At 72.9% G+C, this 23,361-nt stretch carries 22 protein-coding genes and 1 pseudogene; 15 read left to right on the forward strand and 8 right to left on the reverse strand.

What is annotated here, in order from left to right; translation table 11 throughout:
- Positions 1–980 precede the first annotated feature (980 nt).
- Complete coding sequence (srmL, locus tag FHL80_RS20685; RefSeq protein WP_138735237.1) at positions 981–2,123, reverse strand: PheS-related mystery ligase SrmL; 1,143 nt, start codon at positions 2,121–2,123, stop codon at positions 981–983.
- Positions 2,124–2,438: 315 nt separating this feature from the next.
- Positions 2,439–3,431, reverse strand: a complete 993-nt coding sequence (locus FHL80_RS20690) for a hypothetical protein (RefSeq protein WP_138735238.1) — start codon at positions 3,429–3,431, stop codon at positions 2,439–2,441.
- 494 nt (positions 3,432–3,925) lie between these two features.
- Between FHL80_RS20690 and FHL80_RS25765 the strand changes: the two genes are divergently transcribed.
- Complete coding sequence (locus FHL80_RS25765; RefSeq protein WP_216870922.1) at positions 3,926–4,549, forward strand: hypothetical protein; 624 nt, start codon at positions 3,926–3,928, stop codon at positions 4,547–4,549.
- 215 nt (positions 4,550–4,764) lie between these two features.
- On the opposite strand, the gene FHL80_RS20705 is transcribed toward FHL80_RS25765, so the two are convergent.
- Positions 4,765–5,520, reverse strand: coding sequence for an alpha/beta fold hydrolase (locus FHL80_RS20705; RefSeq protein WP_138735241.1), 756 nt, complete (start codon positions 5,518–5,520; stop codon positions 4,765–4,767).
- A gap of 1 nt (position 5,521) precedes the next feature.
- On the reverse strand, positions 5,522–7,093 hold the full coding sequence (locus tag FHL80_RS20710) for an FMN-binding glutamate synthase family protein (protein WP_138735242.1): 1,572 nt from the start codon (positions 7,091–7,093) through the stop codon (positions 5,522–5,524).
- 187 nt (positions 7,094–7,280) lie between these two features.
- Here FHL80_RS20710 and FHL80_RS20715 point away from each other — a divergent pair, with 187 nt between their 5' ends.
- The 3 genes from FHL80_RS20715 (at position 7,281) to FHL80_RS20725 (ending at position 9,769) form a co-directional block, all read left to right on the forward strand.
- Positions 7,281–9,011 (forward strand): S8 family peptidase, encoded by a 1,731-nt coding sequence (locus FHL80_RS20715; protein WP_138735243.1) that lies wholly within the window; start codon positions 7,281–7,283, stop codon positions 9,009–9,011.
- 156 nt (positions 9,012–9,167) lie between these two features.
- Entirely contained in the window at positions 9,168–9,395 is a 228-nt protein-coding gene (locus FHL80_RS20720) for a hypothetical protein (RefSeq protein ID WP_138735244.1), read from the forward strand.
- A 110-nt stretch (positions 9,396–9,505) separates the two neighbouring features.
- Positions 9,506–9,769: a hypothetical protein gene (locus FHL80_RS20725; RefSeq protein WP_138735245.1), complete on the forward strand. Its 264-nt coding sequence runs from the start codon at positions 9,506–9,508 to the stop codon at positions 9,767–9,769.
- A 293-nt stretch (positions 9,770–10,062) separates the two neighbouring features.
- Here the strand turns inward: FHL80_RS20725 and FHL80_RS20730 are convergent, their stop codons facing one another.
- Together FHL80_RS20730 and FHL80_RS20735 are read right to left on the reverse strand one after the other, a co-directional pair.
- Positions 10,063–10,296 carry a hypothetical protein gene (locus tag FHL80_RS20730; RefSeq protein WP_138735246.1) on the reverse strand — a complete coding sequence of 78 codons (234 nt, stop codon included), beginning with the start codon at positions 10,294–10,296 and terminating at the stop codon, positions 10,063–10,065.
- Between the two features lie 103 nt (positions 10,297–10,399).
- Positions 10,400–10,636 (reverse strand): hypothetical protein, encoded by a 237-nt coding sequence (locus FHL80_RS20735; RefSeq protein ID WP_138735247.1) that lies wholly within the window; start codon positions 10,634–10,636, stop codon positions 10,400–10,402.
- Positions 10,637–10,858: 222 nt separating this feature from the next.
- Here FHL80_RS20735 and FHL80_RS20740 point away from each other — a divergent pair, with 222 nt between their 5' ends.
- Positions 10,859–12,637: a putative bifunctional diguanylate cyclase/phosphodiesterase gene (locus tag FHL80_RS20740; protein WP_138735248.1), complete on the forward strand. Its 1,779-nt coding sequence runs from the start codon at positions 10,859–10,861 to the stop codon at positions 12,635–12,637.
- A gap of 80 nt (positions 12,638–12,717) precedes the next feature.
- Positions 12,718–13,641: a hypothetical protein gene (locus FHL80_RS20745; RefSeq protein ID WP_246078841.1), complete on the forward strand. Its 924-nt coding sequence runs from the start codon at positions 12,718–12,720 to the stop codon at positions 13,639–13,641.
- A gap of 4 nt (positions 13,642–13,645) precedes the next feature.
- Here FHL80_RS20745 and FHL80_RS20750 read toward each other — a convergent pair whose 3' ends face one another.
- Positions 13,646–13,933 carry a DUF6343 family protein gene (locus FHL80_RS20750; RefSeq protein ID WP_138735250.1) on the reverse strand — a complete coding sequence of 96 codons (288 nt, stop codon included), beginning with the start codon at positions 13,931–13,933 and terminating at the stop codon, positions 13,646–13,648.
- A 46-nt stretch (positions 13,934–13,979) separates the two neighbouring features.
- On the opposite strand from FHL80_RS20750, the gene prfB reads away from it, so the two are divergent.
- The 9 genes and pseudogenes from prfB (at position 13,980) to FHL80_RS20790 (ending at position 21,684) form a co-directional block, all read left to right on the forward strand.
- Positions 13,980–15,092 (forward strand): peptide chain release factor 2, encoded by a 1,113-nt coding sequence (gene prfB / locus FHL80_RS20755; protein ID WP_216870923.1) that lies wholly within the window; start codon positions 13,980–13,982, stop codon positions 15,090–15,092.
- A gap of 214 nt (positions 15,093–15,306) precedes the next feature.
- Complete coding sequence (gene ftsE, locus FHL80_RS20760) at positions 15,307–15,996, forward strand: cell division ATP-binding protein FtsE (protein ID WP_138735252.1); 690 nt, start codon at positions 15,307–15,309, stop codon at positions 15,994–15,996.
- Between the two features lie 42 nt (positions 15,997–16,038).
- Complete coding sequence (gene ftsX / locus FHL80_RS20765) at positions 16,039–16,923, forward strand: permease-like cell division protein FtsX (protein WP_138735253.1); 885 nt, start codon at positions 16,039–16,041, stop codon at positions 16,921–16,923.
- Between the two features lie 128 nt (positions 16,924–17,051).
- Positions 17,052–17,528 carry an SsrA-binding protein SmpB gene (gene smpB / locus FHL80_RS20770; RefSeq protein WP_014739293.1) on the forward strand — a complete coding sequence of 159 codons (477 nt, stop codon included), beginning with the start codon at positions 17,052–17,054 and terminating at the stop codon, positions 17,526–17,528.
- Positions 17,529–17,538: 10 nt separating this feature from the next.
- Positions 17,539–18,462, forward strand: coding sequence for an NADP-dependent oxidoreductase (locus FHL80_RS20775; protein WP_138735254.1), 924 nt, complete (start codon positions 17,539–17,541; stop codon positions 18,460–18,462).
- 260 nt (positions 18,463–18,722) lie between these two features.
- Positions 18,723–18,995, forward strand: a pseudogene (locus FHL80_RS26960) (serine hydrolase); the annotation flags it as partial.
- Positions 18,971–19,747: a serine hydrolase domain-containing protein gene (locus FHL80_RS20780; protein WP_216870924.1), complete on the forward strand. Its 777-nt coding sequence runs from the start codon at positions 18,971–18,973 to the stop codon at positions 19,745–19,747. The pseudogene FHL80_RS26960 and the gene FHL80_RS20780, both read left to right, overlap by 25 nt.
- A 51-nt stretch (positions 19,748–19,798) precedes the next feature.
- Positions 19,799–20,692, forward strand: a complete 894-nt coding sequence (locus FHL80_RS20785; protein ID WP_138735255.1) for an amidohydrolase family protein — start codon at positions 19,799–19,801, stop codon at positions 20,690–20,692.
- 11 nt (positions 20,693–20,703) lie between these two features.
- Entirely contained in the window at positions 20,704–21,684 is a 981-nt protein-coding gene (locus tag FHL80_RS20790) for a GNAT family N-acetyltransferase (RefSeq protein WP_246078842.1), read from the forward strand.
- 75 nt (positions 21,685–21,759) lie between these two features.
- On the opposite strand, the gene FHL80_RS20795 is transcribed toward FHL80_RS20790, so the two are convergent.
- Entirely contained in the window at positions 21,760–23,262 is a 1,503-nt protein-coding gene (locus FHL80_RS20795; protein ID WP_138735256.1) for an MFS transporter, read from the reverse strand.
- Positions 23,263–23,361: the final 99 nt, after the last annotated feature.

The raw sequence follows: 23,361 nt of genomic DNA on the forward strand, positions 1-23,361 counted from the left end.
CTTTGGTGCGGGCGCGGGCTTTGGTGCGGGCGCGGGCCTTGGTGCGGGCGCGGGCCCGGGCGCCGGTGCGGGCTTTGGTGCGGGTGCCGGTGCCGGTGCCGGTGCGGGTGCGGGCGCCGGCGCGGGCTTCGGTGCCGGTGTGGGAGCGGGTCCAGGGACCGGCTTGGGAGCCGGTGCGGGCTTCGGTGCGGGGGCCGGCTTGGGAGCGGGTGCGGGGGCCGGCTTCGGAGCCGGGGCAGAAGGCACGCCTGGGGGTGGCTGTCCCGGCACAGTGTCCCCCGGCGCGGTACCCGGCTGGCCCGACGGCTGGCCAGACCCGGTGCCCCGGTCAGTGGACGACTGGCTCCCGGTCGGCGGCGAGCCTGCGTCAGCAGAAGTCGAGTCAGGCCCTGACGCGCACCCTGCCATGAGCAGTGCGGCTGTCAGGCAGGCGAGGACCAGACGAGTTCGCTGCTTCAACCCCTCCATGGCCGGATCTCCCAGACAATCTGGACTGTGTTCGATGGATGGACAGAGGTTCCTCCGCCAGGCGTGATACGTCTGCGAGGTGACTCTTCGATGACGACGTGAACCTGATTGCCCGTCGGGCGTCGCACGTCGGAGCCGCAACGACCAGGTACTCGTCAGCCACGTCCTGCTCCCTAGGGGACCTGTGTCCTGTCACGGCCCGTGTCGCTCGTGGAGATCAGGGTGACGGTCCTGCGTCACCGCATCGTCACGGAGACTGTCGCTGGCCGCGTCCGTTGTTCGAGGCAGGCGCGGCAGTCGCTGGATGTGCTGACTCCGAGGCCGACCCGGCCAGCCTCACAGTCAGGGCAGGAGTGTTGTGACCCGGCAGCCAGCTGGGTCATCACCTGCGCCGGAGACGCTGTGGCGCCAGGGCTCCCGGACGGCGGGGGCCCGCACAGTCGCGCCGGCCAGCACATGGAGTCCGACGACCCCGGGGTGCGAACGCCTCAGCGGCCGGGCGCGCGAGCACGTCAGTGCATGGCCCACTCGTGGTGTGGGCCGCGGTGGACGGCCGCGTAGACCTGATCGCGCAGCTGGTTGGCGCGCTGGTCGGTCAGCGTGTGCGACAAGGGCCGCAGGACCAGCTGCAGCAGCACGTTGACCTGGTGCGGGCGCAGGCCGAGTCGTCGGCGGGCGGCCTCTGTGAGGTCGGTGTAGCCAGTGCTGGCAAGGACGGTCACCGACTCCAGGGCCTCGGCGGCGGGGCCGAGCGCGGCGCGGACCGTGTCGCCGAGCAGTTCGGCGTCGACCGGGGCGTCGACGACGACGGACAGGTCGCGGCGCACCGGTGGCTGGGACGACACCGGTCGCCATGGGGCCAGATCGAGCAGCTGGGTGGCGACGCGCGGCTCGGCCGCGCGCAGCAGGCGGATGTCGTCGATGCCCTTGCGCAGCATGAGCGCCCGGTCCAGGCCCATGCCCATCGCCAGGCCGCTGTAGGTCTCGGGGTCCAGGCCCGCGCCCGCGAGCACGTGCTCGGCGGCCAGGCCGCCCTCGGCCAGTTCCACCCAGCCGGACGCTGTGTGCACGTCGACCTGGAGGCCGCCGGTGGTGTAGGGGTGGCGGACAGGTGATGTGCGCCGGCACGCCCCGGGAAGGACGGCGTCGACCACCAGCTCGATCATCTGCTGGAGGTCCTCGGCGTCCAGCCGGCGGCCGGCGGGGCCGGTGCGGGCGATGCGCCACAGGTCGACCTGGTGAGGGGTGCCCACGTGCAGCCGGTCGATGCTGTCCCGGCGGTAGCACAATCCGGGCAGCGCCGGCAGCACGTCCAGCGCGCGCTCGGCGGTGTCGGCGGCAGCGAGCGCGCGCAGGGCGGGCGGGACGCCGGCGCTGGTGTGACTGCGCAGCATCACCGTCTCGGCGGCGTAGCGGCTGTAGCGGGCGTCTCGGGTGATGTCGGCGGGCGCGTAGCCGAGGCGGTCGTAGTTGTCCTCCACGCTCACGAGCGGCCTGCGCCGCTGCACGTCGAGGGCGCAGTGCCAGGCGCGGCTCAGGGCGGCGAGCACCTCGTCGAGCAGCGACTGCATCGCGTGCGGGCCATCAGCGGGGTCGGAGAGGTCGCGCAACTCCAGCGCGACCCGGAGGTCGTGCGCAGACAGCAGGGTGGTCACGGAGATCCCCTCGGGGGTTGTCGGCGGGTGGTGGGGTCTCACCCCCGGCCGACGGCTCCGTGAACGGCTACCGGCAGACCCCGGTGCCCGCACGGCTGCTCGGCAGCCGGGGGCAGGCAAAGGAGGTCACGTGCCCGGGCACGGACCGAAGGTAGCGCCTTCGGAGCGGGAGCGCCCTCGAGTTCCGGCGCCGTCCAGCGGTGGTCGCCAGCGAAGCGTCGGCGGTCAGCAGCACCGCAGCGTGTCCACTGTCGACCAACGCCGATCGGCCCTGACCCCGGGCAGGGTCAGGGCCGATCGACGCGCGGGCGTTGCTCAGCAGCCGGGCACGCTCTCGGTGTCGGTGATCGCGAACGAGTCGTCCAGGTGCACGACGACCCCGTCGTCCTCGGCGGTCAGCACGAGGGCGTGGTAGCCGCCGTCATCGGAGTCGGCCCAGATCCAGGGGACCGTGGCCCCCGGGTACTGGGCCAGGACGGCGTCCTTCACCTGCGCAGCCGTCTCGTCCGAGACCGCGTCCCCGCCGTGATGCCACCCGTCGTCGGCGTCGGGGAGGTCGTCGGTGCTGGTGACGGCGAAGGCGTCGTCGAGGTGGACAGCGAGGTCCTTGCCGTCGGCGGTGTCGATGTAGGCGTCGTATCCGCCGTCGGGGTCCGACCTGACCCACCAGATGCTCGCGTCGGGGTACTGGGCCAGGACCGCGTCCTTGACCTTGGCCGCGGCGTCATCGGGGACCGAGGCGCCGGAGTCGTCAGCGCACGCGCCGTCCCAGCCGTGACCGATCCAGCCGTGACCGGCCCAACCGAGACCGTCCCCGTCGTGGCCGTCGTGGCCGTCGTGGCCGTCGGGGAGGTCGTCGGTGCCGGTGACGGCGAAGGCGTCGTCGAGGTGGACGGCGAGGTCCGTGCCGTCGGCGGTGTCGACGTAGGCGTCGTAGCCGCCGTCGGGGTCCGACCTGACCCACCAGATGCTCGCGTCCGGGTACTGGGCCAGCACCGCGTCCTTGACCTTGGCTGCGACGTCATCGGGGACCTGGGCGTCGTCGCCGTGCCACCAGTCCCGCCAGCCGTGGCCGGGGAGGTCGGAGTCAGGATCGGGCGGCGGGGTCTCCGTCGACGTCGCCGCCGCCGGCACGGCGAGCACCGAGGAGTCGTCGCTTCCTCCGGCCGCGTTGGCGCTCAGCGTGCCGGCCAGGATCGCTCCGGCCAGCAGCCCGGTGCCGACGAGTGCGCCGGAGGTGATCCACCCCCGGCGCCGGTGGAACGGCGGCTCGTCCTGCGGTCCCGCGTGCTGCTCGGTCTGGTCCATCGCTGGCCTCCCCGGAGTCGCTTCGCCGGTGAGGATGGCCTGTGGGCCACGTCACCCACCAGACGGTGCGGCGTGTCGTTACGCCTTTCACAGCCAACTGCCAGGCGACGCGGGAGGCCGACTGGCGCCGGTCACGCGCCGGACCCTGTCGCCGTGCCGGTGCAGGCGGAGGTGGGCGATCGCGGTGCGCGCTGCCGCCCCAGCGACCACGAGGCTGGTCGCTGGCGCGCTGACTGGACGCTCCAGAAGTCGAGAGGTCCGAGTCGAGGAACGGGATCGGGTCTTCGTCGCTCCGCCGCAAGGTCGCCATGACGGACTCGGCGCGGGGCATTCGGAACTCAGGAAGACGCGGAAGCAGTGAGCAGTCCGACCTCAGCTCACCGTCCCGTTCATTCATTGGAGGGACACAGCGAATCGGCATTGCCTTTCACTCCTCGTTTCGGATCTTGATCGGCTTACATTCGCTGACCCGACATCTCACAGACGAGGTCGCCATGAGCCAGCCGCCGTACGCAGGACCGCCGCACCAGTGGGGGCCTCCTCCCGCTCCGGGTGCCGAACCGCAGCACGACAAGCCGGTCCACAAGCGCTTGTGGTTCTGGCCCGTCGTCGTCGTGGCTGCCTTGATCCTCATCGGCGCCGTCGTGGGCGCCTCCGGCGGTGGGACGACCACGGCATCATCAGCAGCAGCGAGTGCCGCGCCGGCGACCGTCACGGCGACGGCGACGGTCACCGCGACCGCCCCAGCCCCGCCGGCCGCCACGGTGACCGTCACGGCCCCAGCGCCTGCTCCTGTCCCTGCTCCTGCTCCTGCCCCCGCTGTGGGCGGTTCGGGTGGGTTGTCCGACAACGGCTGGACCGCTTCCGACGTTCAGGTGGAGAACACGAGTTTCGGTTTGTCCGTGACGGCACGCGTGACCAATACGCAGACCACCAGTCGCACCGCGCTGTTCACGCTGACGATCATGTCGGGCGGGCAGCGCATCGGTAACGTGCAGGGCTCAGCGCAGGACGTGGAGGGCGGGTCGACAGCCACGGTGACGTTCATCGGTACCGACGAACTGCCGGGCGACCCGTCGTCCTACGAGTACGACTTCCAGGTCGACATGTCCTACTGAATGCGTCCTGTCGCACCATGGCCTGCGATTCGCTCGAATGCAGTTCGGCGACCACTGCGGTGAGCAGCGTGGGTCGATCCCGGCTCGGGTCGGGCCCTGATCTCCCACGTCGAGACAGCTGCCATGACCACGGAGGGGACGACTCAGGTTCGACTGTTCCGCAGCACGTGAGACGCCGCTGCCGGGCCGGTTGACCTGGGTGGAGTCCGTTCGGCTCACCTCGCACGGTCGACGCGGGTGAGCCACTCGGCGAGCAGGGCGCGCAGCAGTTCCGGTTGTTCGTGCGGCAGGGCGTGGCCGGCGTCGTCCACCACGGCGAGCGAGGCGTGCGGGTGGACGTCGAGGAGGTCGACGGCGGCCGCGTACCCGACCGTCGAGTCCAGCCGCCCCGCCACGACGAGCGTCGGACCCGGGTGAGGCGGTTCGTCGGCGGTGAGTTCCCACCGCTCACCGATCCGCTCGACCGCCGCCCAGTCGACGAGCGCGGCCGCGGGGGCCACGTACCGCTCGTACCGCTCCAGCATCTCCGGGGTCTGGACCACGAAGTAACTCCGGAAGTCGTCGTCCCCGATGTCGCCCGGCCCGGCGACGACGCGGTGCTCCGGGACGTCGCGCACTCCTGGCAGCAACGGGCAGACCAGCGCCAGGCCGGCGACCTGCACCGGGCGCCGCGCGGCCATCGCCCGTGCGTAGTAGGCGCCCGCCGAGTGCCCGATGAGCAGGTACGCGGCTCCGCCGGTCACCTCGTCGGCGAAGGCCAGCAGCGTGTCCAGGACGTCGTCGGCGCTGCGCAGCGTCTCCGGGGCGACCGTCGCGCCCATCCCCGGCAGGTCGGGGTAGACCCGCCGCAGCCCGGGGACGCCACCCAGGGCCGGCTCGAAGCAGGCCTCGGCCTCGCGGTGGTCCACCCCGGCGCCGTGCAGCACCAGCACCGGCCGGCCGTCCCCGTGCTCCACGGCGGAGAGGGCCACCTCAGCCGACGGCGGTGGGGGACGGGGGCGCGCTGCCGCCCTGCGGTGCCTCGGTCATCAGCCGGACGATCTCCGCCTGGTCGGCCGGCGACGGCATCCCCCAGCCCGGCTCGTACTCGTAGACCTCGGCGAGCGGGCGGGACGCCGTCCGCCCGGTGAGGATCTCCACCGAGGTGCTGTCGATGAGCCCCGGGTGCTCCACCCCGCACGCCTCGGCGACCTTGCGCAGGTCGCGGCGCAGCGTCGAGATGTAGGTCGCCGCCCGCACCGACTTCAGCTCCGGGTCCAGGCCGTGCGACAGCCACGGGTTCTGCGTCGCCACCCCGGTCGGGCAGGTGTCGGTGTGGCACTTCTGCGCCTGGATGCAGCCGATCGCCAGCATCGCCTCGCGGGCGACGTTGACCAGGTCGCAGCCCAGCGCGAAGGCGACGATCGCGTTGTCGGGCAGCCCGAGCTTGCCGCCGCCGATGAACGTCACCTGCTCCTGCAGCCCGGCCCGGGCGAACGTGGAGTAGACCCGCGCGAAGCCCAGCTGGAAGGGCAGCGACACCGAGTCGGTGAAGATCAGCGGCGCTGCGCCGGTGCCGCCCTCGCCGCCGTCGATCGTCACGAAGTCCACGCCACGGCCGGTGGTCGCCATCAGCTCGGTGAGCTCGCGCCAGAACGCCATGTCGCCCACCGCGGCCTTGATGCCGACCGGCAGCCCGGTCTCGGTGGCCAGCAGCTCGACCCAGTCCAGCAGGCTGTCCGCGTCGGAGAACTCGGCGTGCCGGGACGGGCTGATGCAGTCCACGCCCTCGGGGACGCCGCGGGCCGCCGCGATCTCCGCGGACACCTTGGCCGCCGGCAGCACACCCCCGAGGCCCGGCTTCGCGCCCTGGCTGAGCTTGACCTCCAGTGCCCGCACCGGGGCCGAGGCGACCAGGTCCTTCAGCCGGGCCAGGTCGAAGCGGCCGTGCTCGTCGCGGCAGCCGAAGTACGCCGTCCCGATCTGGAACACCAGCTCACCGCCGTGCCGGTGGTGCGCGGACAGCCCGCCCTCCCCGGTGTTCTGCAGGCAGCCGGCCAGCGCGGCCCCGCGGTTGAGCGACTCGACCGCGCGGCCGGACAGCGAGCCGAAGCTCATCGCCGAGATGTTGACCACCGACTCGGGGCGGAACGCCCGTGCCCGGCCGCGCGGACCGCCGAGCACCTTGGCGCTGGGCAGCGGGGTGTCGTGCCCGGCCTGCACGTGGGTCGTGGGCACCGCCCGGCCGAAGGTGCGGTGGTTGATCACCGGGTAGCCGGCGGTGTACTCGAGGTCGTTGTCGGTGCCGAAGCCGAAGTAGTTGTTCTGCTTCTTCGCCGAGGCGTACACCCAGCGGCGCTGGTCGCGGGTGAACGGCCGCTCCTCGTTGTTGCCGGCCACCAGGTACTGCCGCAGCTCGGGGCCGACGGACTCCAGCAGGTAGCGGGCATGGCCGATCACCGGGAAGTTGCGCAGCAGGGTGTGCTCGCGCTGCAGCAGGTCGCGGGCGGCGACCCCGGCCAGGGCGGAGAGTCCGGCGGCTGCAGCGCGTGTGGCCCAGGTCATGGCGCTCACTGTGCCCCCGCAGCGGACCCTGCGGAGCGTCCTCGGGCACCGCGACACGCGGGAGCCGGCACACGGCGCGCCGGGAAGGCCTTCACAGGCGGTGCACAGCTCGCTTTACTGCCCTGACTGCGGCCGTGACCAAGGCCGCCCGCACCCCACCGGGCGTGCCCCGGGGACGGGAAGCGCCATGTGGTCTCAGCGGGCAGGACGCATCAGCTCACCGAGGACCCTGGCGGTCCTCGCCGCCGCGGTGACGACGGTCGTCGCCACCGCCCCCGCCCCCGCCGCGACCGCGGCACCGGCCGCCGAGCAGGGGCCGACCGCCGAGTACGTCGTGGCCTTCACCGGCAGCCCGGAGGCGGCGTCGGCCGCCGTCCAGGCCGCGGGTGGCTCGGTCGCCGACGTCACCGAGGAGGTCGGCGTCGCTCTGGTGACGTCGGACAACACCCGTTTCCTGGACGACGTCCGGGCCCACGGCGAGATCGCGGGAGCGGCGCGCAACCACGCCGTCGGCACCAGCCACCCCGGCCTGCCGCACCGCTTCGCCGAGGAGCGACCGCCCGGGGCCCATGCGGGTGGCGGCGGACCGGGCCACGGCGGCGACCCGTCCGGGCACGGGCCCGGCGAGGAGCCCCTCGCGGACCTGCAGTGGGACATGGAGATGATCGGGGCGACGCCGGACGCGGCGCAGCGCCGGGCCACCGGCAGGGGCGTCGACGTCGGCATCATGGACACCGGGATCGACGCGAGCCACCCCGACCTGGCGCGGAACTTCGACGCCGCGCGGTCGCGGAACTTCACCACCGACATGCCCGACATCGACGGCCCGTGCGAGGTGCCGAGCTGCGTCGACCCGGCGGACGTCGACGACGGCGGGCACGGCTCCCACGTGGCGGGCATCGTCGCCGCCGACGACAACGGCTTCGGCATCGGCGGCGTGGCCCCGGACGCCACCCTGGTCAACGTGCGGGCCGGTCAGGACTCCGGCTACTTCTTCCTCTACGAGACGGTCGCGGCGCTGGTGTACTCGGCCGACATCCGGCTCGACGTCGTGAACATGAGCTTCTACACCGACCCGTGGCTCTACAACTGCACCTCCCGGGACGAGTACGTCGAGGGCACCGTCACCGACGAGGAACTGGCCGAGCAGCGGCTCGTCCGCGAGCTGCTGACCGGCGCGCTGGCCTACGCGAGCGGGCGGGGGGTCACTCTCGTCGCGGCGGCCGGCAACGAGAACACGGACCTGTCGGCACCGACCCGGGCCGACGAGACCAGCCCGGACTACCCGCCGGACGCGGCGCGCCCGCGGGTGGTCGCGAACACCTGCCTGAACCTGCCCACCGAGGCACCGGACGTGATCGCGGTGTCCGCGGTCGGACCGTCGACCACCAAGGCCGACTACTCCAACTACGGGCTGGGCGACGTCGACATCGCCGCGCCGGGTGGCTGGTACCGCGACCTCGTGGGCACGCCGGCGTACCAGACGCCCGGCAACCTGATCCTGTCCTCCTACCCCCTGCAGGTGGCGATCGCCGAGGGCCTCGCCGACGAGAACGGCCTCCCCGTCGACGACATGTCGGTGCGGTACTGCGACGACCAGGGCGTCTGCGGCTTCTACACCTACCTGCAGGGCACGTCGATGGCGTCGCCACACGTGGCCGGCGTGGCGGCCCTGGTCATCGACGAGTTCGGCCGCCCGACCGGTCACGGTGGGCGCGCCCTCGCCCCGTCGGTCGTGGCCCGGGTGCTCGCCCGGTCGGCGGAGGACCACCCGTGCCCCGCGGGCGGGGTCGAGGACTACACCGACGAGGGGCGGGACCCCGCGCTGTACAACGCCGTCTGCCAGGGCACGACCGACGTCAACGGCCTCTACGGCGAGGGGATCGTCGACGCCGCGGCTGCGGTGGGAGGCCGCTGACGCCCGGTTTCCCGGTCACCCGGCCGGGGCGCCGTCGGCCTGAGCAGCAGGTCGGGCGCGACGAGCGGTCCGCGGCCGACTGAGCGGGCCGCGCCGGGGTAGGACGGGCGCGGGAGCTGAGCCCAGGCCCCGCCGTCCTCCCGAGGAGGCCCGCCCATGAGCACAGGCAGCAACGTCCCCGGCCCGCCGCCCGCCGACCCGTCCCCATCGGTGGGCGGCCCCGCCGCGGAGCAGGACCGCGGCGAGGCCGGCGAGAAGGCGGGGCTGTTCCAGGCGCACGCCTGGATGACACCCGTCGTCGTGGTCGTGTCCATCGTCGTGCTGTTCGTGGCGATGATCGTGCTGACCTGGGGCGCCGGCGGCGGGGAGCTCTTCGGCGGCTGACCTGCCGGAGAAGCCGTGTCCGGACGGCCGCCGCGGCGGCCGCCCGCGAGTAGCGTCCGCCCCAGAGCTGAGCACAGGCCTGGCCCGGCCGTCTCCGCAGGAGGCACGCGATGAGCACCCCCACCTCCGCCCGCGACACCGACCGCCTCGGGACGGCGTTCGTCCCGAGCCCGCGGCGCCCGTCCGACCCGCCGCTCCCGGCGACGGCCGAGCGGTCGCCGGCGGTCAGGCCCGAGCCGGACGAACCGATCGGCCTGTTCGGCAGGTTCACCTGGCTGACCCCGGCGGCGGGGATCGCCTGCACCGTCGCCGTCTTCGTCGCGATGATCGTGCTGACCTGGGCTGCCGGCGGCCTCACGCCGTTCGACTACTAGCGGATCGCACAGAGGCCCCTGGTCTGCGCACCTGAGACGCCCCCTGGTCGCGACCGCCGTCGCGCTCGCGCTGACCGTCCCGCTGCTGGGGACGACGGCGGCCTCGGCCGCTCCGGGCTCCACCACCGGCGGTGACCCGTACCTCCCGCAGGCGGGGACAGGAACGCGGAGTCCAACGTGAGCACCGCCGACTCCATCGCCCTCGCGGAGGAGATCAGCGGTCAGCAGCTCGACGACTTCTCCCGGTCCTGGGTCCACACGCCGGGAAGCCGGTCAGCTGACCGCAGCCGAGCTCACTGCACGGTGTCGCGGTTCTGCGCGTGCTCGCTGAGCTGCGGGAACTCCAGCACCTCCACCCGGCTCGCGTGCACGGCGGCGGTGGTCCGGGCCCAGCAGAGCCGGCACAGGTGGTGGACCTCGGGTGGCAGCAGCGGCCGGCCGCCCAGCTCGCGCACCTCCACCCAGCCCACGGCGGAGCCCGGGTCGGCCACCTCGGCACACTCGTCGCAGCGGTAGAGCACGCTCATCGCACGGCCTCCCGGCACGAGGAACGTCGTCGGTCCTCGCACCCCAGGGTGCCCCCTCGACGAGGAACCCGCAGCAGGGTCGGGCCAGCGGCCGCAGCTCGGCCTAGGCGCCGCGGTCGACCTCGGCCTGCACCACGCCGAGCAGGCTGGTCTGCAGTGTCTGGTCGGAGTGCTCGCCGCGCTCCAGCGCCTCGCGGGCGGGGCCGGGCAGCTGGCCCACCTCGATGTCGTCCAGCCAGACGGTGTCCCCACCGACCTGCCGGCCCAGCCGCAGCGCGTCCCCCTCCCGCTGCACCAGGTACTCCTCGCCACCGAGCTCGATCGTCGTCGATTCGCTCATGGGCGGTGCCCTACCCTCGGTGCCGGCCCGTTCACACGCCGGGGAGCCGACCCGGTCGGCCACGCGGGGACCGGAGAGGACCGATGTCGGCAGTTGCGACGTCCCTCTCATCCCGGTCCGCCCGGCGTGGCGGACGTGCCAGGAGCACGACCGGTGCCGGTGGTCAGCGGAGACCAGGCGGGGTCGGTGCCACCGGGGTCAGCGTCGAGAGGGAGGGCACGCATGTCACGGACGGCGGTGGGCCCGCAGCTCCCGCTCGACGTCAGCCACCGGGACGGCGGTGACCGGGAGAACGCCGACCTCGTCGCCGGGGTGCTCGACGCGCTGCCCTCGCCCACGGTGCTCATCGACGCCGACGGCACGATGCTGCTGGTCAACTCGGCCTGGGCGGCCGCCGCCGACCTGCTCGGCGACGACCGGCTCCGGGTGGGCGTCGGCTCCAACTACTTCTCGGTGATCCTGAGCCTGTCCGCCGGGGCGGCCAACCACGAGCGCATCGCCGCGCTGCGGGAGCTGGCGCGGGGGCAGCGGGACACGGTCTCCGTCGACTACGCGCTGACCACCGTGCTCGGCCTGCGCTGGTTCCACCTGCAGGCCTCCCGGGCCGACCGGTCGGGCCGGGTCGTCGTCACCCACACCGACGTCACCTCCCGGGTCGAGGCGGAGCAGGCCTCCGCCTGGCAGGCCCGGCACGACCACCTCACCGACCTGCCTAACCGGGTGCACCTGCACGAGCTGATCGACGCCGAGCTGCGCCGCCGCGACCGCGGCGCGATGAGCGTGCTGTTCCTCGACGCCGACGGGTTCAAGGACGTCAACGACACCCTCGGCCACGACGTCGGGGACGCGCTGCTCCGCGAGCTGGCGTCCCGGCTGAGCAGCTGCACCCGGGCCGAGGACACCGTCGGCCGGCTCGGTGGCGACGAGTTCGTCGTGCTGTGCCGCAACTGCGACGTCGACGGCGCGCTCCGGCTGGCCGAGCGCTTCCAGCGCACCTTCGACGAGCCCTTCTCCCTCGGCGACCGCCGGAGCCAGCTGACGGTGAGCATCGGAGTTGCCACCGCAGCCGCCGGCGACGACGAGACCCGCTCCACCGACCTGGTCCGGGACGCCGACCTGGCCATGTACGCAGCCAAGGCGGCCGGGCGGAACCGCGTCCGGGTGTTCCACCCCGACCTGCGCTGGGCCGTCGAGCAGAAGGTGCTCGTCGCCGGTGAGCTCCGCGAGGCCATCGAGACCGGCCAGCTGGTGCTGCACTACCAGCCGATCCAGCACCTGCTCACCGGCGAGGTGTCCGGCGCGGAGGCGCTGGTCCGCTGGCAGCACCCCGAGCGGGGGCTGCTCATGCCGGGTGACTTCATCCCGATCGCCGAGCAGAACGGCCTCGTCGTCCCGCTCACCCGGTGGGTGCTGCAGGAGGCCACCTGGCAGACCGCCGCCTGGGAGCGGGACGGCCTCCCGATGGTGACCGCGGTCAACATCAGCGCCGCCCACTTCGGCACCGGCACCCTGGTCGCCGACGTGCACGACGCCCTGGGCGCCAGCGACCTGGCGCCCGAGCGGCTGGTCCTCGAGCTCACCGAGACCAGCGTGGCGGAGGACCCGGTGCGGGCCGCGGCGCAGTTCGCCCAGCTGCGGGTCTCCGGCGTCGAGGTCTCCATCGACGACTTCGGGAGCGGGTTCTCCTCGCTCAGCCAGCTCGTCTCCATCCCCGCCGGGATCCTCAAGCTCGACCGCAGCCTGGTGGCCGGCACCGAGACGCGGCGCAGCGAGTCCGCTGCCGCGATCGCCGCGGTCGTCGGCCTGGCCACCGCGTGCGGGATGCGCAGCCTGGCCGAGGGGGTGGAGACCGCCGACCAGCTGACCCTGGTCCGGGAGCTGGGCTGCACCTTCGCCCAGGGGCACCACATCGCCCGGCCGATGCCGGCTGCCGAGCTGCGCACCTTCCTCGAGGGACGGCGGCTCACCGGACGACGACCGGTGCGCGCGCGGGTGGGCTGAGCGCCCTCCCGGTTTGCTCTCGGCGCCCGGTGGGACGAGGGTCAGCGGTCGTGCGCTCCCGACGTCCCCTGCTGCTGTCCGTGACCGCCGCCGTCCTGCTGGCCACCGGGTGCGGTGCGGAGTCCGCGGCGGCGCCCACCAGCAGCGCCCCGTCGTCCGAGCCGACCGCGACGGCGGAGGAGACGACGACCGCGCCGCCCACCCCGACGCAGCAGCAGCTGCCCGGTGGCGGCACCCAGGTCTTCCCCGGCCACCGGCTGGTCGGTTTCTCCGGCGCCCCCAGCTCACCCGCGCTGGGCCCGATGACCGGTGACCTCGCCGCGGCCACCGAGCGGCTGAGCCAGCAGTCCGCCGCGTACGGCACCGACCGCCCGGTGCTGCCGATCGTCGAGCTCATCGCGACGGTCGTGCAGTCGGTGCCGGGGCCCAACGGCGACTACTCGGTCGCCGCGGACGACGCCACCGTGCAGCAGTACCTGGACGCCGCCCGCGCGGCCGGCGGCATCCTGCTGCTGGGCATCCAGCCCGGCAGCGGGGACTTCCTGCCCGCCGTCCAGTACTACGAGAAGTGGCTGACCCAGCCCGACGTCGGCGTCGCGCTGGACCCGGAGTGGGCGATCGAGGCCGGTGAGGTGCCCGGCGACGTCTTCGGCTCGACCACCGGCGCGGAGCTCGACGGCGTCTCCGCCTATCTCGACGGGCTGGTCACGGCCGGTCACCTGCCGCAGAAGGTGATGCTGTACCACCAGCTGCACGCCGACATCGTCTCCGGCCAGGAGGCCCTGGTCGACCGGCCCGGGGTGGCCGTGGTGAAGAGCGTCGACGGCATCGGGGCCGCGGCCGACAAGATCGGCACCTACCAGCGGGTGATGGCCGGCACGCCGCCGTTCGTCCACGCCGGCTTCAAGCTGTTCTACGAGGAGGACACCCGGTCCGGGCCGCTGATGGCCCCGGAGGAGGTCCTCGCGCTCGTCCCGCAGCCGGAGTACGTGCTCTACGAGTGACCGGTCAGCCCGGTTCGCCCCGCAGCTTGCGGCGGGCGACGACGACGAGGTCGACGAGGGCCACCGCGGCCAGCACGAACAGCAGCACCGGGAAGACGACCGGGACGTCGGCGGCGAGCAGGACGAGGCCCCCGGCCACGCAGACCACGAGTCCGAACACGGCCAGCACCAGCCGCAGCGTCAGCGCGCTCTGCGCCGGGGCGGCACCGCCGATGCCCGCGGTGGGGTCGTGGTGGTCGGGGAGGCCGCGCTCGTAGTCACGCCGTTCGCGCCGTCGCGGAGGGTCCTCCATGCCTGCCGGAGGTACCCGGTGGCCGAGCGCACTACCCTCGATGGACGTGGCCGCTGACTTCTCCGTCGTCCTGGACGAACTCGACACGACCCTGAAGTCCATCGAGGCCGTGATGCGGGTCGACGACCTGCGCCGCGAGGTCGCCGAACTGGAGCAGAAGGCCGCCGCGCCCGACCTCTGGAACGACGTCGAGGCCGCGCAGGCCCTCACCTCCCGGCTCTCCTACCTGCAGGGCGACCTGCGCCGCGTGGAGGAGCTGCGCAGCCGGCTCGACGACGTCGGGCTGCTGCACGAGATGGCGGCGGAGGAGGGCGACGAGGCCACCACCGCCGAGACCGAGCGCGAGCTGCAGAGCATCCGCACGGTGCTCGACGAGCTCGAGGTGCGCACCCTGCTGTCGGGTGAGTACGACGCCCGCGAGGCGCTGGTGACCATCCGCTCGGAGGCCGGTGGCGTCGACGCCGCGGACTTCGCCGAGATGCTGATGCGGATGTACCTGCGCTGGGCCGAGCGGCACAAGTACCCCACCGAGGTCTACGACGTCTCCTACGCCGAGGAGGCCGGGATCAAGTCGGCCACCTTCGCCGTCAAGCAGCCCTACGCCTACGGCACGCTCTCGGTCGAGCAGGGCACCCACCGGCTGGTGCGCATCTCACCGTTCGACAACCAGGGCCGCCGGCAGACCTCCTTCGCCGGGGTCGAGGTGCTGCCCGTCGTCGAGCAGACCGACCACGTCGACATCCCCGAGAACGAGATCCGGGTCGACGTCTTCCGGTCCTCCGGCCCCGGCGGGCAGAGTGTCAACACCACCGACTCCGCCGTCCGGATGACCCACCTCCCGACCGGCATCGTCGTCTCCTGCCAGAACGAGAAGTCGCAGATCCAGAACCGGGCCGCGGCGCTGCGGGTGCTGCAGGCCCGGCTGCTCGTGGTCCGGCAGGCCGAGCAGCGGGCCGAGATGGACGCGCTCAAGGGGGAGGGGAGCAGCTGGGGCAACCAGATGCGCTCCTACGTGCTGCACCCCTACCAGATGGTCAAGGACCTGCGGACCGAGACCGAGAGCGGCAACCCGTCGAACGTCCTGGACGGCGACATCGACGCCTTCATCGAGGCCGGGATCCGCTGGCGCCGCCAGCAGGAGAACGCCGAGCTCAACTGAAGAAGGGCCTCGGTGCTGCTCACGACTCGCGAGCTCGTCGCGGGCCCCTGCACCGAGGCCTTGAGAGGCGCGCCACAGCCGCGGAGCGGGGGCACGCTGCGTCACTGCGTTTCCCGGCTGTCGCCGAGGGTCGTGACGCTCTGCGCACACTCGTGGCGTGGCGCGCCGGGCAGACGAACGAGGATGAGGGCCGGTCCAGGTACCGTCGTCCCTCGTGATCGAATTGCAACACGTCACCAAGGTGTACCCGACCAGCCCTCGGCCGGCCCTGGACGACGTCTCGATGCAGATCGACAAGGGCGAGTTCGTCTTCCTCATCGGCTCCTCGGGTTCGGGCAAGTCGACCTTCCTCCGGCTGCTGCTGAAGGAGGACAGCCCCACCAAGGGCGTCATCAAGGTCAACGACAAGACGCTGAACACGATGAGCAAGTGGCAGGTGCCCAAGCTGCGCCGCACGATGGGCTGCGTCTTCCAGGACTTCCGGCTGCTGACCAACAAGACGGTGGCCGAGAACGTGGCCTTCGCCCTCGAGGTGATCAACAAGCCGCAGCGGACCATCAAGCGCGTCGTCCCCGAGGTGCTGGAGATGGTCGGCCTCGACGGCAAGGAGAACCGGCTGCCCGGTGAGCTCTCCGGTGGCGAGCAGCAGCGCGTCGCGATCGCCCGCGCGTTCGTCAACCGCCCGCTGGTGCTGCTGGCCGACGAGCCCACCGGCAACCTGGACCCGGAGACGAGCCAGGACATCATGCTGCTGCTGGAGCGGATCAACCGCACCGGCACCACCGTCGTGATGGCCACGCACGACTACCACATCGTCGACTCGATGCGGCGGCGCGTGATCGAGCTGAACGACGGCATCCTCAGCCGTGACCAGAGCCGCGGCGTCTACGGCCTCGGCCGCTGAGACACCGTCCGGCCGACCGCTGAACCACACGACAGGGAACTGATGCGCGTCAACTTCGTCCTCTCCGAGGTGGCCGCCGGCCTGCGTCGGAACCTGACCATGACGGTCGCGATGATCCTCACCACCGGGATCTCGCTGGGCCTCATGGGCACCGGCCTGCTGATCGCCAACATGATCGGCGACATGCGCGAGATCTACTACGACAAGATCCAGGTCTCTATCTACCTCGCCGACGGCATCACCGACCCGCAGCGGGACGCGATCGCCGCGCAGCTGGAGTCCTCGCCGGAGGTCAAGGACTACATCTACGAGTCCAAGGCCGACGCGTACGCCCGCTTCACCCAGCAGTTCCAGGAGCAGCCGGCGCTGATCGCCAACACCCCCGAGGACGCGCTCCCGGAGAGCTTCCGGGTGGAGCTGGTGAACCCGCAGCGCTACCCGGTGATCGCCGAGCAGTTCCCCAACGGGCAGAACGGCGTCGACGAGGTGCGCGACGAGGGCGACTTCCTCGACCGGCTCTTCAGCCTGCTGAACGGCGCACGGAACGCCACCATCGCGGTGGCCGTCGTCCAGGCCCTGGCCGCGCTGCTGCTGATCTCCAACACGATCCAGCTCGCGGCCTTCAACAGGCGCAACGAGACCAACATCATGCGGCTGGTCGGCGCCTCCCGCTGGTACACGCAGCTGCCGTTCATCCTCGAGGCCGCCCTCGCCGGGTTGATCGGTGCGCTGCTCGCGGTCGGCGGGCTGGTGCTCACCAAGATCCTCTTCGTCGACAAGACGCTGGCCGGGCCGATCAAGGCGGGGATCATCCCACCGGTCGACTGGTCGGCGATCGCGGCGATCAGCCCGGTCATCGCCGCCGCCGGCGTCGGCCTGGCCGCCGTGGCCGCCTACGTCACGCTGCGGCTCTACGTCCGCCTGTGACACCGTCGTCCTCCGGGCGACACCGCGGCCACGTGCCGTCCCCCTGCTGAGCCGAGCCGCTTCGTCGGCCGCGGCGGGACCCCTCCGGGCCCCGCGCCGCGGCCGACAGAACGGTTAGGCTCCTGCCCATGCCGCGGGAACAGGGGCGCAAGTTCATCGCCCAGAACAAGAAGGCGCGGCACGACTACTCGATCCTGGACACCTACGAGGTGGGCCTGGTGCTCACCGGCACCGAGGTGAAGAGCCTTCGTGCCGGCCGCGCCTCGCTCGTCGACGGTTTCGCCACCGTCGACGACGGCGAGGTGTGGCTGCAGCACGTGCACATCCCGGAGTACACCGAGGGCACGTGGAACAACCACACCCCGCGGCGCAAGCGCAAGATCCTGATGCACCGCAGCGAGATCGAGAAACTGATCGGGAAGACGAAGGAGGGCGGGCTGACCCTGGTCCCGCTCGACCTGTACTTCAAGGACGGCAAGGTCAAGGCCACCCTGGCGCTCGCCAAGGGCAAGAAGACCTACGACAAGCGGCAGGACCTCGCGGAGCGCGACTCCCGGCGGGAGATGGAGCGCGCCTTCGGCCGCTACGTCAAGGGCCGCCGGTGAGGTGGCCCCGATGAGAGGCGTCGCCTACGACCGCTTCGGCGGTCCCGAGGTGCTGCAGTGGCGCGACGACCTGCCCGAGCCGCCGGTCGGACCCGACACCGTGCTGGTCCGGATGCGGGCGGCCGGGGTCAACCCGGTCGACGTCGGCATCCGCGAGGGCCACCTCGCCGGCGCCTTTCCGCACCACTTCCCGATCGTCCCGGGCTGGGACCTCGCCGGCGTCGTCGAGCAGGTCGGCCCTGCGGTCGTCGACTTCGCCCCCGGGGACGAGGTGTTCGGCTACCTGCGCCGGGACGACGTCCAGTGGGGGACGGCGGCCGAGCTCGTCCCCGCCCCGCAGCGCTGCATCGCGCACAAGCCCGAGTCGCTGGGGTTCGCCGAGGCCGGCGCGCTGCCGCTGGCCGGGCTGACCGCGTACCAGGCGCTCACCGAGGTGCTGGACGTCGGCGAGGGTGACCGGGTGCTGGTGCACCGCGCGGCCGGCGGGGTCGGCTTCTTCGCCGTCCAGATCGCCGCCGCGCTGGGTGCCCACGTCATCGGCACCGCCAGCCCCCGCAACCACGGCTTCCTGACCGACGCCGGGGCCGCCGAGGTGCTGGACCACAGCGCAGGCCCGATCAGCGGCCAGCTGTCCGAGCCGGTCGACGCCGTGCTGGACCTGGTCGGCGGGCCGGCGCTGGGCGACGCTCCCGACCAGGTGCGCGACCCGGCCCGGATCGCCAGCATCGTCGACCCGGTGGTGCTCGACCTCGGCGGCCGGTACGTCTTCGTCCGGCCCGACCAGCACGACCTGGAGGAGCTCGGCCGGATGGCCGACGCCGGTCAGCTGCGGGTGGCGATCGCCAAGGCGTTCCCGTTGGCCCAGGTCGCGGACGCACAGCGGCTGGTCGCCGAGGGGCACGTCCGCGGCAAGGTCGTCGTCACCCTGAGCTGAGTCGTCGCCCTGAGCTGAACGGTGCCCCGGCAGGGGTGACGCGGCGCGGCGCGGCGTCCGCCCGGCAATCGCACCCGGCTGCCTCCTGACCTGGGCGCACGTCCGCGGTGGAGGCTGCGCCCATGTCCCGGACGCGGCGTGCCCTGTTCCTCGTGGTGCCACTGGTCACCGCGGTGTCCCTGCTCGGTGGACCGGCGCCCGCGCTCGCGGACGGTCCACGCACGCCGGACGCCGGAGTGCTGCAGAGCGCGCTGACCGACATGGTGCAGGGACCGGGAGGTCCACCTGGGGCCATCGTGACGCTGGGCCGCGGGGGCCACCTCGACGTGCTGACCGCCGGGGTTGCCGACGTCGCGACCGGGCGCGCCCCCGCTGCCGGGGACGCCATGCGGGTCGCGAGCGTGGCCAGGGCGTTCAACGCAGCGACCGCCCTGAGCCTGGTGTCGCGGGGCGTCCTCACCCTCGACGACCCCGTCGGCAGCCGGCGGCCCGACCTGCCGCGCGAGTGGTGGCCGGTGACCCTCCGGCAGCTGCTGGGGCACACCAGCGGCATCCCGGACTTCAGCCGGAGCGAGGGGTTCGCAGTGGCGGTGCTCGCGGCGCTGCTGGACCCGCCGCCGCCCCGGGCGCTGCTGTCCTACGTCGAGGACCCGGCCCTGCTCTTCCCCGGGGTACGGAGTACCGGTACTCGAACTCCGACAACGTCGTCGTCGGGCTGATGATCGAGTCGGCCACCGGCCGGCCGTATGCCGACGTGCTGGCGGACCAGGTGCTCCGGCCCGCCGGTCTCTCCGCCACGAGCCTCCCCGGAGGAGCCGACCTCCCGGCCCCGTACGTCCACGGCTACGACGTCTCCGAGCAGCCGCCCGGCGACGTGAGCAGGTCCGTCGCCGCGGGCTGGGCGTGGGCCTCCGGTGGGGTCGTGTCCACCCCCGCGGACCTCGCCCGGTTCATCGGCGAGGACGTCCGCGGCGCCTTCACCGATGCGCGGACCCGGCACGAGCAGCTCCGCTTCCGGCCGGGGTCGTCGGAGCCGCCCGGCCCGGGCGAGAACTCGGCCGGCCTCGGGTTGTTCCGGTACGAGACCCGCTGCGGCACCGTCTACGGCCACACCGGCAACACCACCGGGTACACCCAGTTCGCCGCCGCCACCCGGGACGGACGTCGGACGGTCACGGTCTCGGTCAACGCCCAGATCACGCCCGCCCGCGCGCCGGAGCTGTTCGAGCAGCTGCGCGACGTCGTCGAGCTGGCCACCTGTGCCGCCCTCGCCCAGCACCGGTGAGCACGGGCCCCGGGGCGGCCCGGTCCCCGGCTCGGCGCTAGGTTCACCCGGGTGAGCCCCCGTCCGCCGGTCGACGACGCCGACGTCCCCCGGTACTGGCGGGAGCTGGGGCTGCCCGGGCTGGTCGACGTGCACGTGCACTTCCTGCCCGAGCGGGTGCAGGCGAAGGTCTGGCAGTACTTCGCCGACGCCGAGACCCACTACGGCGCGCCGTGGCCGATCACCTACGCGCTCCCGGTCGACGAGCGGCTCGCCGTCCTCGCCGGGCTCGGGGTGCGCGCCTTCCCGACCCTGCCCTACCCGCACAAGGCCGGCATGGGCGCCTGGCTCAATGACCAGGCCGCGGCGTTCGCGCGGGAGCACCCGCAGGTGCTGCACTCGGCCACCTTCTACCCCGAGCCGGAGGCGCCGGTCTACGTCGCCGAGGCGCTGGACGCCGGGGCGCGGGTGTTCAAGGTGCACGTGCAGGTCGGGGGCTTCGACCCGCGTGACGAGCTGCTGCTGCCGGTGTGGCAGCGGCTGGAGCAGACCGGGACGCCGGTGGTGATCCACTGCGGCTCCGGTCCGCTGCGCGGGGAGCACACCGGCCCGGCGCCGATGGCCGGCCTGCTCGAGCGGTTCCCGCGGCTGCAGCTGGTGATCGCCCACCTCGGGATGCCGGAGTACGCCGCCTTCCTCGAGCTGGCCGAGACCTACGCCGGGGTGCACCTGGACACCACCATGTTCGCCACCGACTTCACCGAGCGGCTGATGCCCTTCGACCGGGCGCTGCTGCCCCGGCTGGCCGCGCTCCGGGACAAGGTCGTGCTCGGCAGCGACTTCCCGGCCATCCCGTACCCCTACGCCCACCAGCTCGCCGCGCTGCACCGGCTGGAGCTGGGGGAGGACTGGCTGCGCGCCGTGCTGTGGGCCAACGGGGCGCGGCTGTTCGGGGTGACCGCCTAGCCTCGGGTGCTGTGTCCCCGCTACCCGCAGGCCTGACCACCCGCCCGATGCGCCCGGACGACGTCGTCGCCATCGTCGACCTGGAGACCGCCGCGGAGCCCGTCGACGACACCGGGGACCTCGCCAGCCCGGAGGACCTCACCGCCTGGTTCGTCAACGACCTGGTCGACCTCGAGCGCGACACGCGGGTGGTCTGCTCCGGGGACGAGCTGGTCGCCTGGGCCAGCGCGATCGCGCCGCCCACCTTCCGGGACGCCTACGGGGTGCACCTGGAGGGACGGGTGCACCCGGCCTGGCGCGGGCGCGGCATCGGCCGGTCGTTGCTGGCCTGGCAGCTGGAGCGCGGCCGGGAGCTGCACGCCGAGCGGCACCCCGAGGCACCGGCCCGGCTCACGGCGACGGTGTACACGACGATGCCGTCGCTGGAGGCGCTGGTCCGCCGGGCGGGGCTGCAGCCGGTCCGCTGGTTCTTCCACATGGACCGCCCGCTCACCGACCTGCCGCCGCGCCGCCGCCCCGAGGGGGTGGAGCTCGTGCCGTTCAGCTGGGACCGGGACGACGAGGTGCGCCGCGCGCACAACGCCGCGTTCACCGAGCACTACGGCTCCAGCGAGCGGGACGTCGCCTCGTGGGAGGTCATGTTCACCGGCCAGCCGTCCTTCCGCCCCGACCTGTCGGTGCTGGCCGTCTCCGACGGTGCCGTCGTGGGCTACGCGCTGTCCTACGTCTCCGAGGCGACCGCGGCGGCCACCGGGTCCCGGGAGAGCTACTTCGGCCAGATCGGCGTCGTCCCGGCCGCCCGGGGGCGCGGGCTGTCCAAGGCGGTGATCATCGAGGCGTTGCACGCCGCGGCGGCCGGCGACTGCCAGACCGCCGGGCTCGAGGTGGACAGCGAGAACGTCACCGGGGCGCTGGGCCTGTACGAGAGCCTGGGCTTCAGCACCCACCGCACCCAGGTGTCCTGGTCGCACCAGCTGGCCCCGCTGACCTGACCCGGGTTCGCCAAGAGCACGCCTTTGGCGAACCAGGTGGTTCGCCGAAGGCGTGCCTTCGGGGGACGGGTGAGGTCAGACGGCCATCGCGCCGTCGGCGGGCAGGTCGTCCTTCTTCGCCGAGATCGCCACGGCGGCGATCACCAGCGCGACGGCCAGCAGACCCGCGGCCCAGATGAACGCCACGTGGTACCCGTGCACGAACGCCTCGCCCGGCGCCCCACCCGGGTTGTCGGCCAGGTGGCCGCTGACCGCCGAGGCGTAGAAGGTGCTCAGCAGGGCCAGACCGAGCGAGCCGCCGACCTGCTGCGAGGTGTTGAGCACCGCGGAGGCGATGCCGGCGTCGTGCTCGCCGACGCGCACCAGCGCGGTGCTGGAGGCCGGGACGAACACCGCGGCCATGCCGAAGCTGATCGCCAGCTCGGCCGGCAGCACCTCGGTGACGTAGGCGCTCGTCGACTCGATCCGGGTCAGCCACAGCACCCCGAGCACGGCCAGGGCCAGCCCGGCGATGATGAGCGGACGCGGCCCGACCCGGGGGAGCAGCTGGGAGACGATCCCGGCGCCGACGATGATCCCGCCGCTGAACGGCAGGAACGCGAAGCCCGACTCCAGCGGGCTGTAGCCCAGGGTCTGCTGGAAGTAGAAGGTCAGGAACAGGAAGATCGCGAACAGCCCGGCCCCGACGAGCAGGAAGACCAGGTACGACCCGCCGCGGTTGCGGTCGAGCACCACCCGGAGCGGCAGCAGCGGGTGGCTGGCCCGCCGCTCGTAGAGCACGAACGACACCAGCAGGACGACGGCGGCACCCAGCAGGGTCAGCGTGAGCGGGTCGCTCCAGCCCACGCCCTCCTCCGCGGCCTTGCTGAACCCGTACACCAGGCTGACCAGGCCGAGGGCCGACAGCAGCACGCCCGGGACGTCGTAGCGGCGGTCGCCGGTGGCCCGGCTCTCGGTGATGAGAGCGACGGCGAAGACCGCCGTGACGATCGCGATCGGCACGTTGATGCCGAGCGTCCAGCGCCAGGAGGCGTACTCGGTGAGGACGCCGCCGAGGATCAGCCCGATCGCGGCGCCGCCGCCGGAGATCGCCCCGAAGACCGCGAAGGCGCGGGCCCGTTCCCTGGCGTCGGTGAAGGTGACGGCGAGCAGCGAGAGCGCGGCCGGTGCCAGCAGCGCGGCGAAGCCGCCCTGCAGGGCGCGAGCGGCGAAGAGCAGCTCCTGGTTGGGTGCGATGCCGCCGAGCGCGGAGGCACCGGCGAAGCCGGCCAGGCCGATGAGGAACGCGCGCTTGCGGCCGATGAAGTCCGCGATCCGGCCGCCGAGCAGCAGCAGGCCACCGAACGCGAGGGTGTAGGCGGTCACCACCCACTGGATGTCAGCGGCGCTGATGCCCAGGTCGATCCCGGCGTCGGGGAGGGCGATGTTCACGACGGAGACGTCCAGCACGATCATCAGCTGGGCGACGGCGATGACCGCCAGCGCCAGCCAGCGGCGCGGGTCGGGTCCAGAGGTGACAGCCGGGGTGGCGTCGGACGACGTCGTCCCCGGTGGGGTGGTGAGGCTGTCTGCGGGCATGGCAGAGCTGTCCTTCCTGCGCGCAGCGCAGAGGAGTGGGGGAGGGCGTGCGGGCACGGACGACCGGCGGGGCTGCGCGGTCATCGGGCGGAGGGGCGG

It is taken from the genome of Modestobacter excelsi (assembly GCF_005930495.1).
Classification (GTDB): Bacteria; Actinomycetota; Actinomycetes; order Mycobacteriales; family Geodermatophilaceae; genus Modestobacter; species Modestobacter excelsi.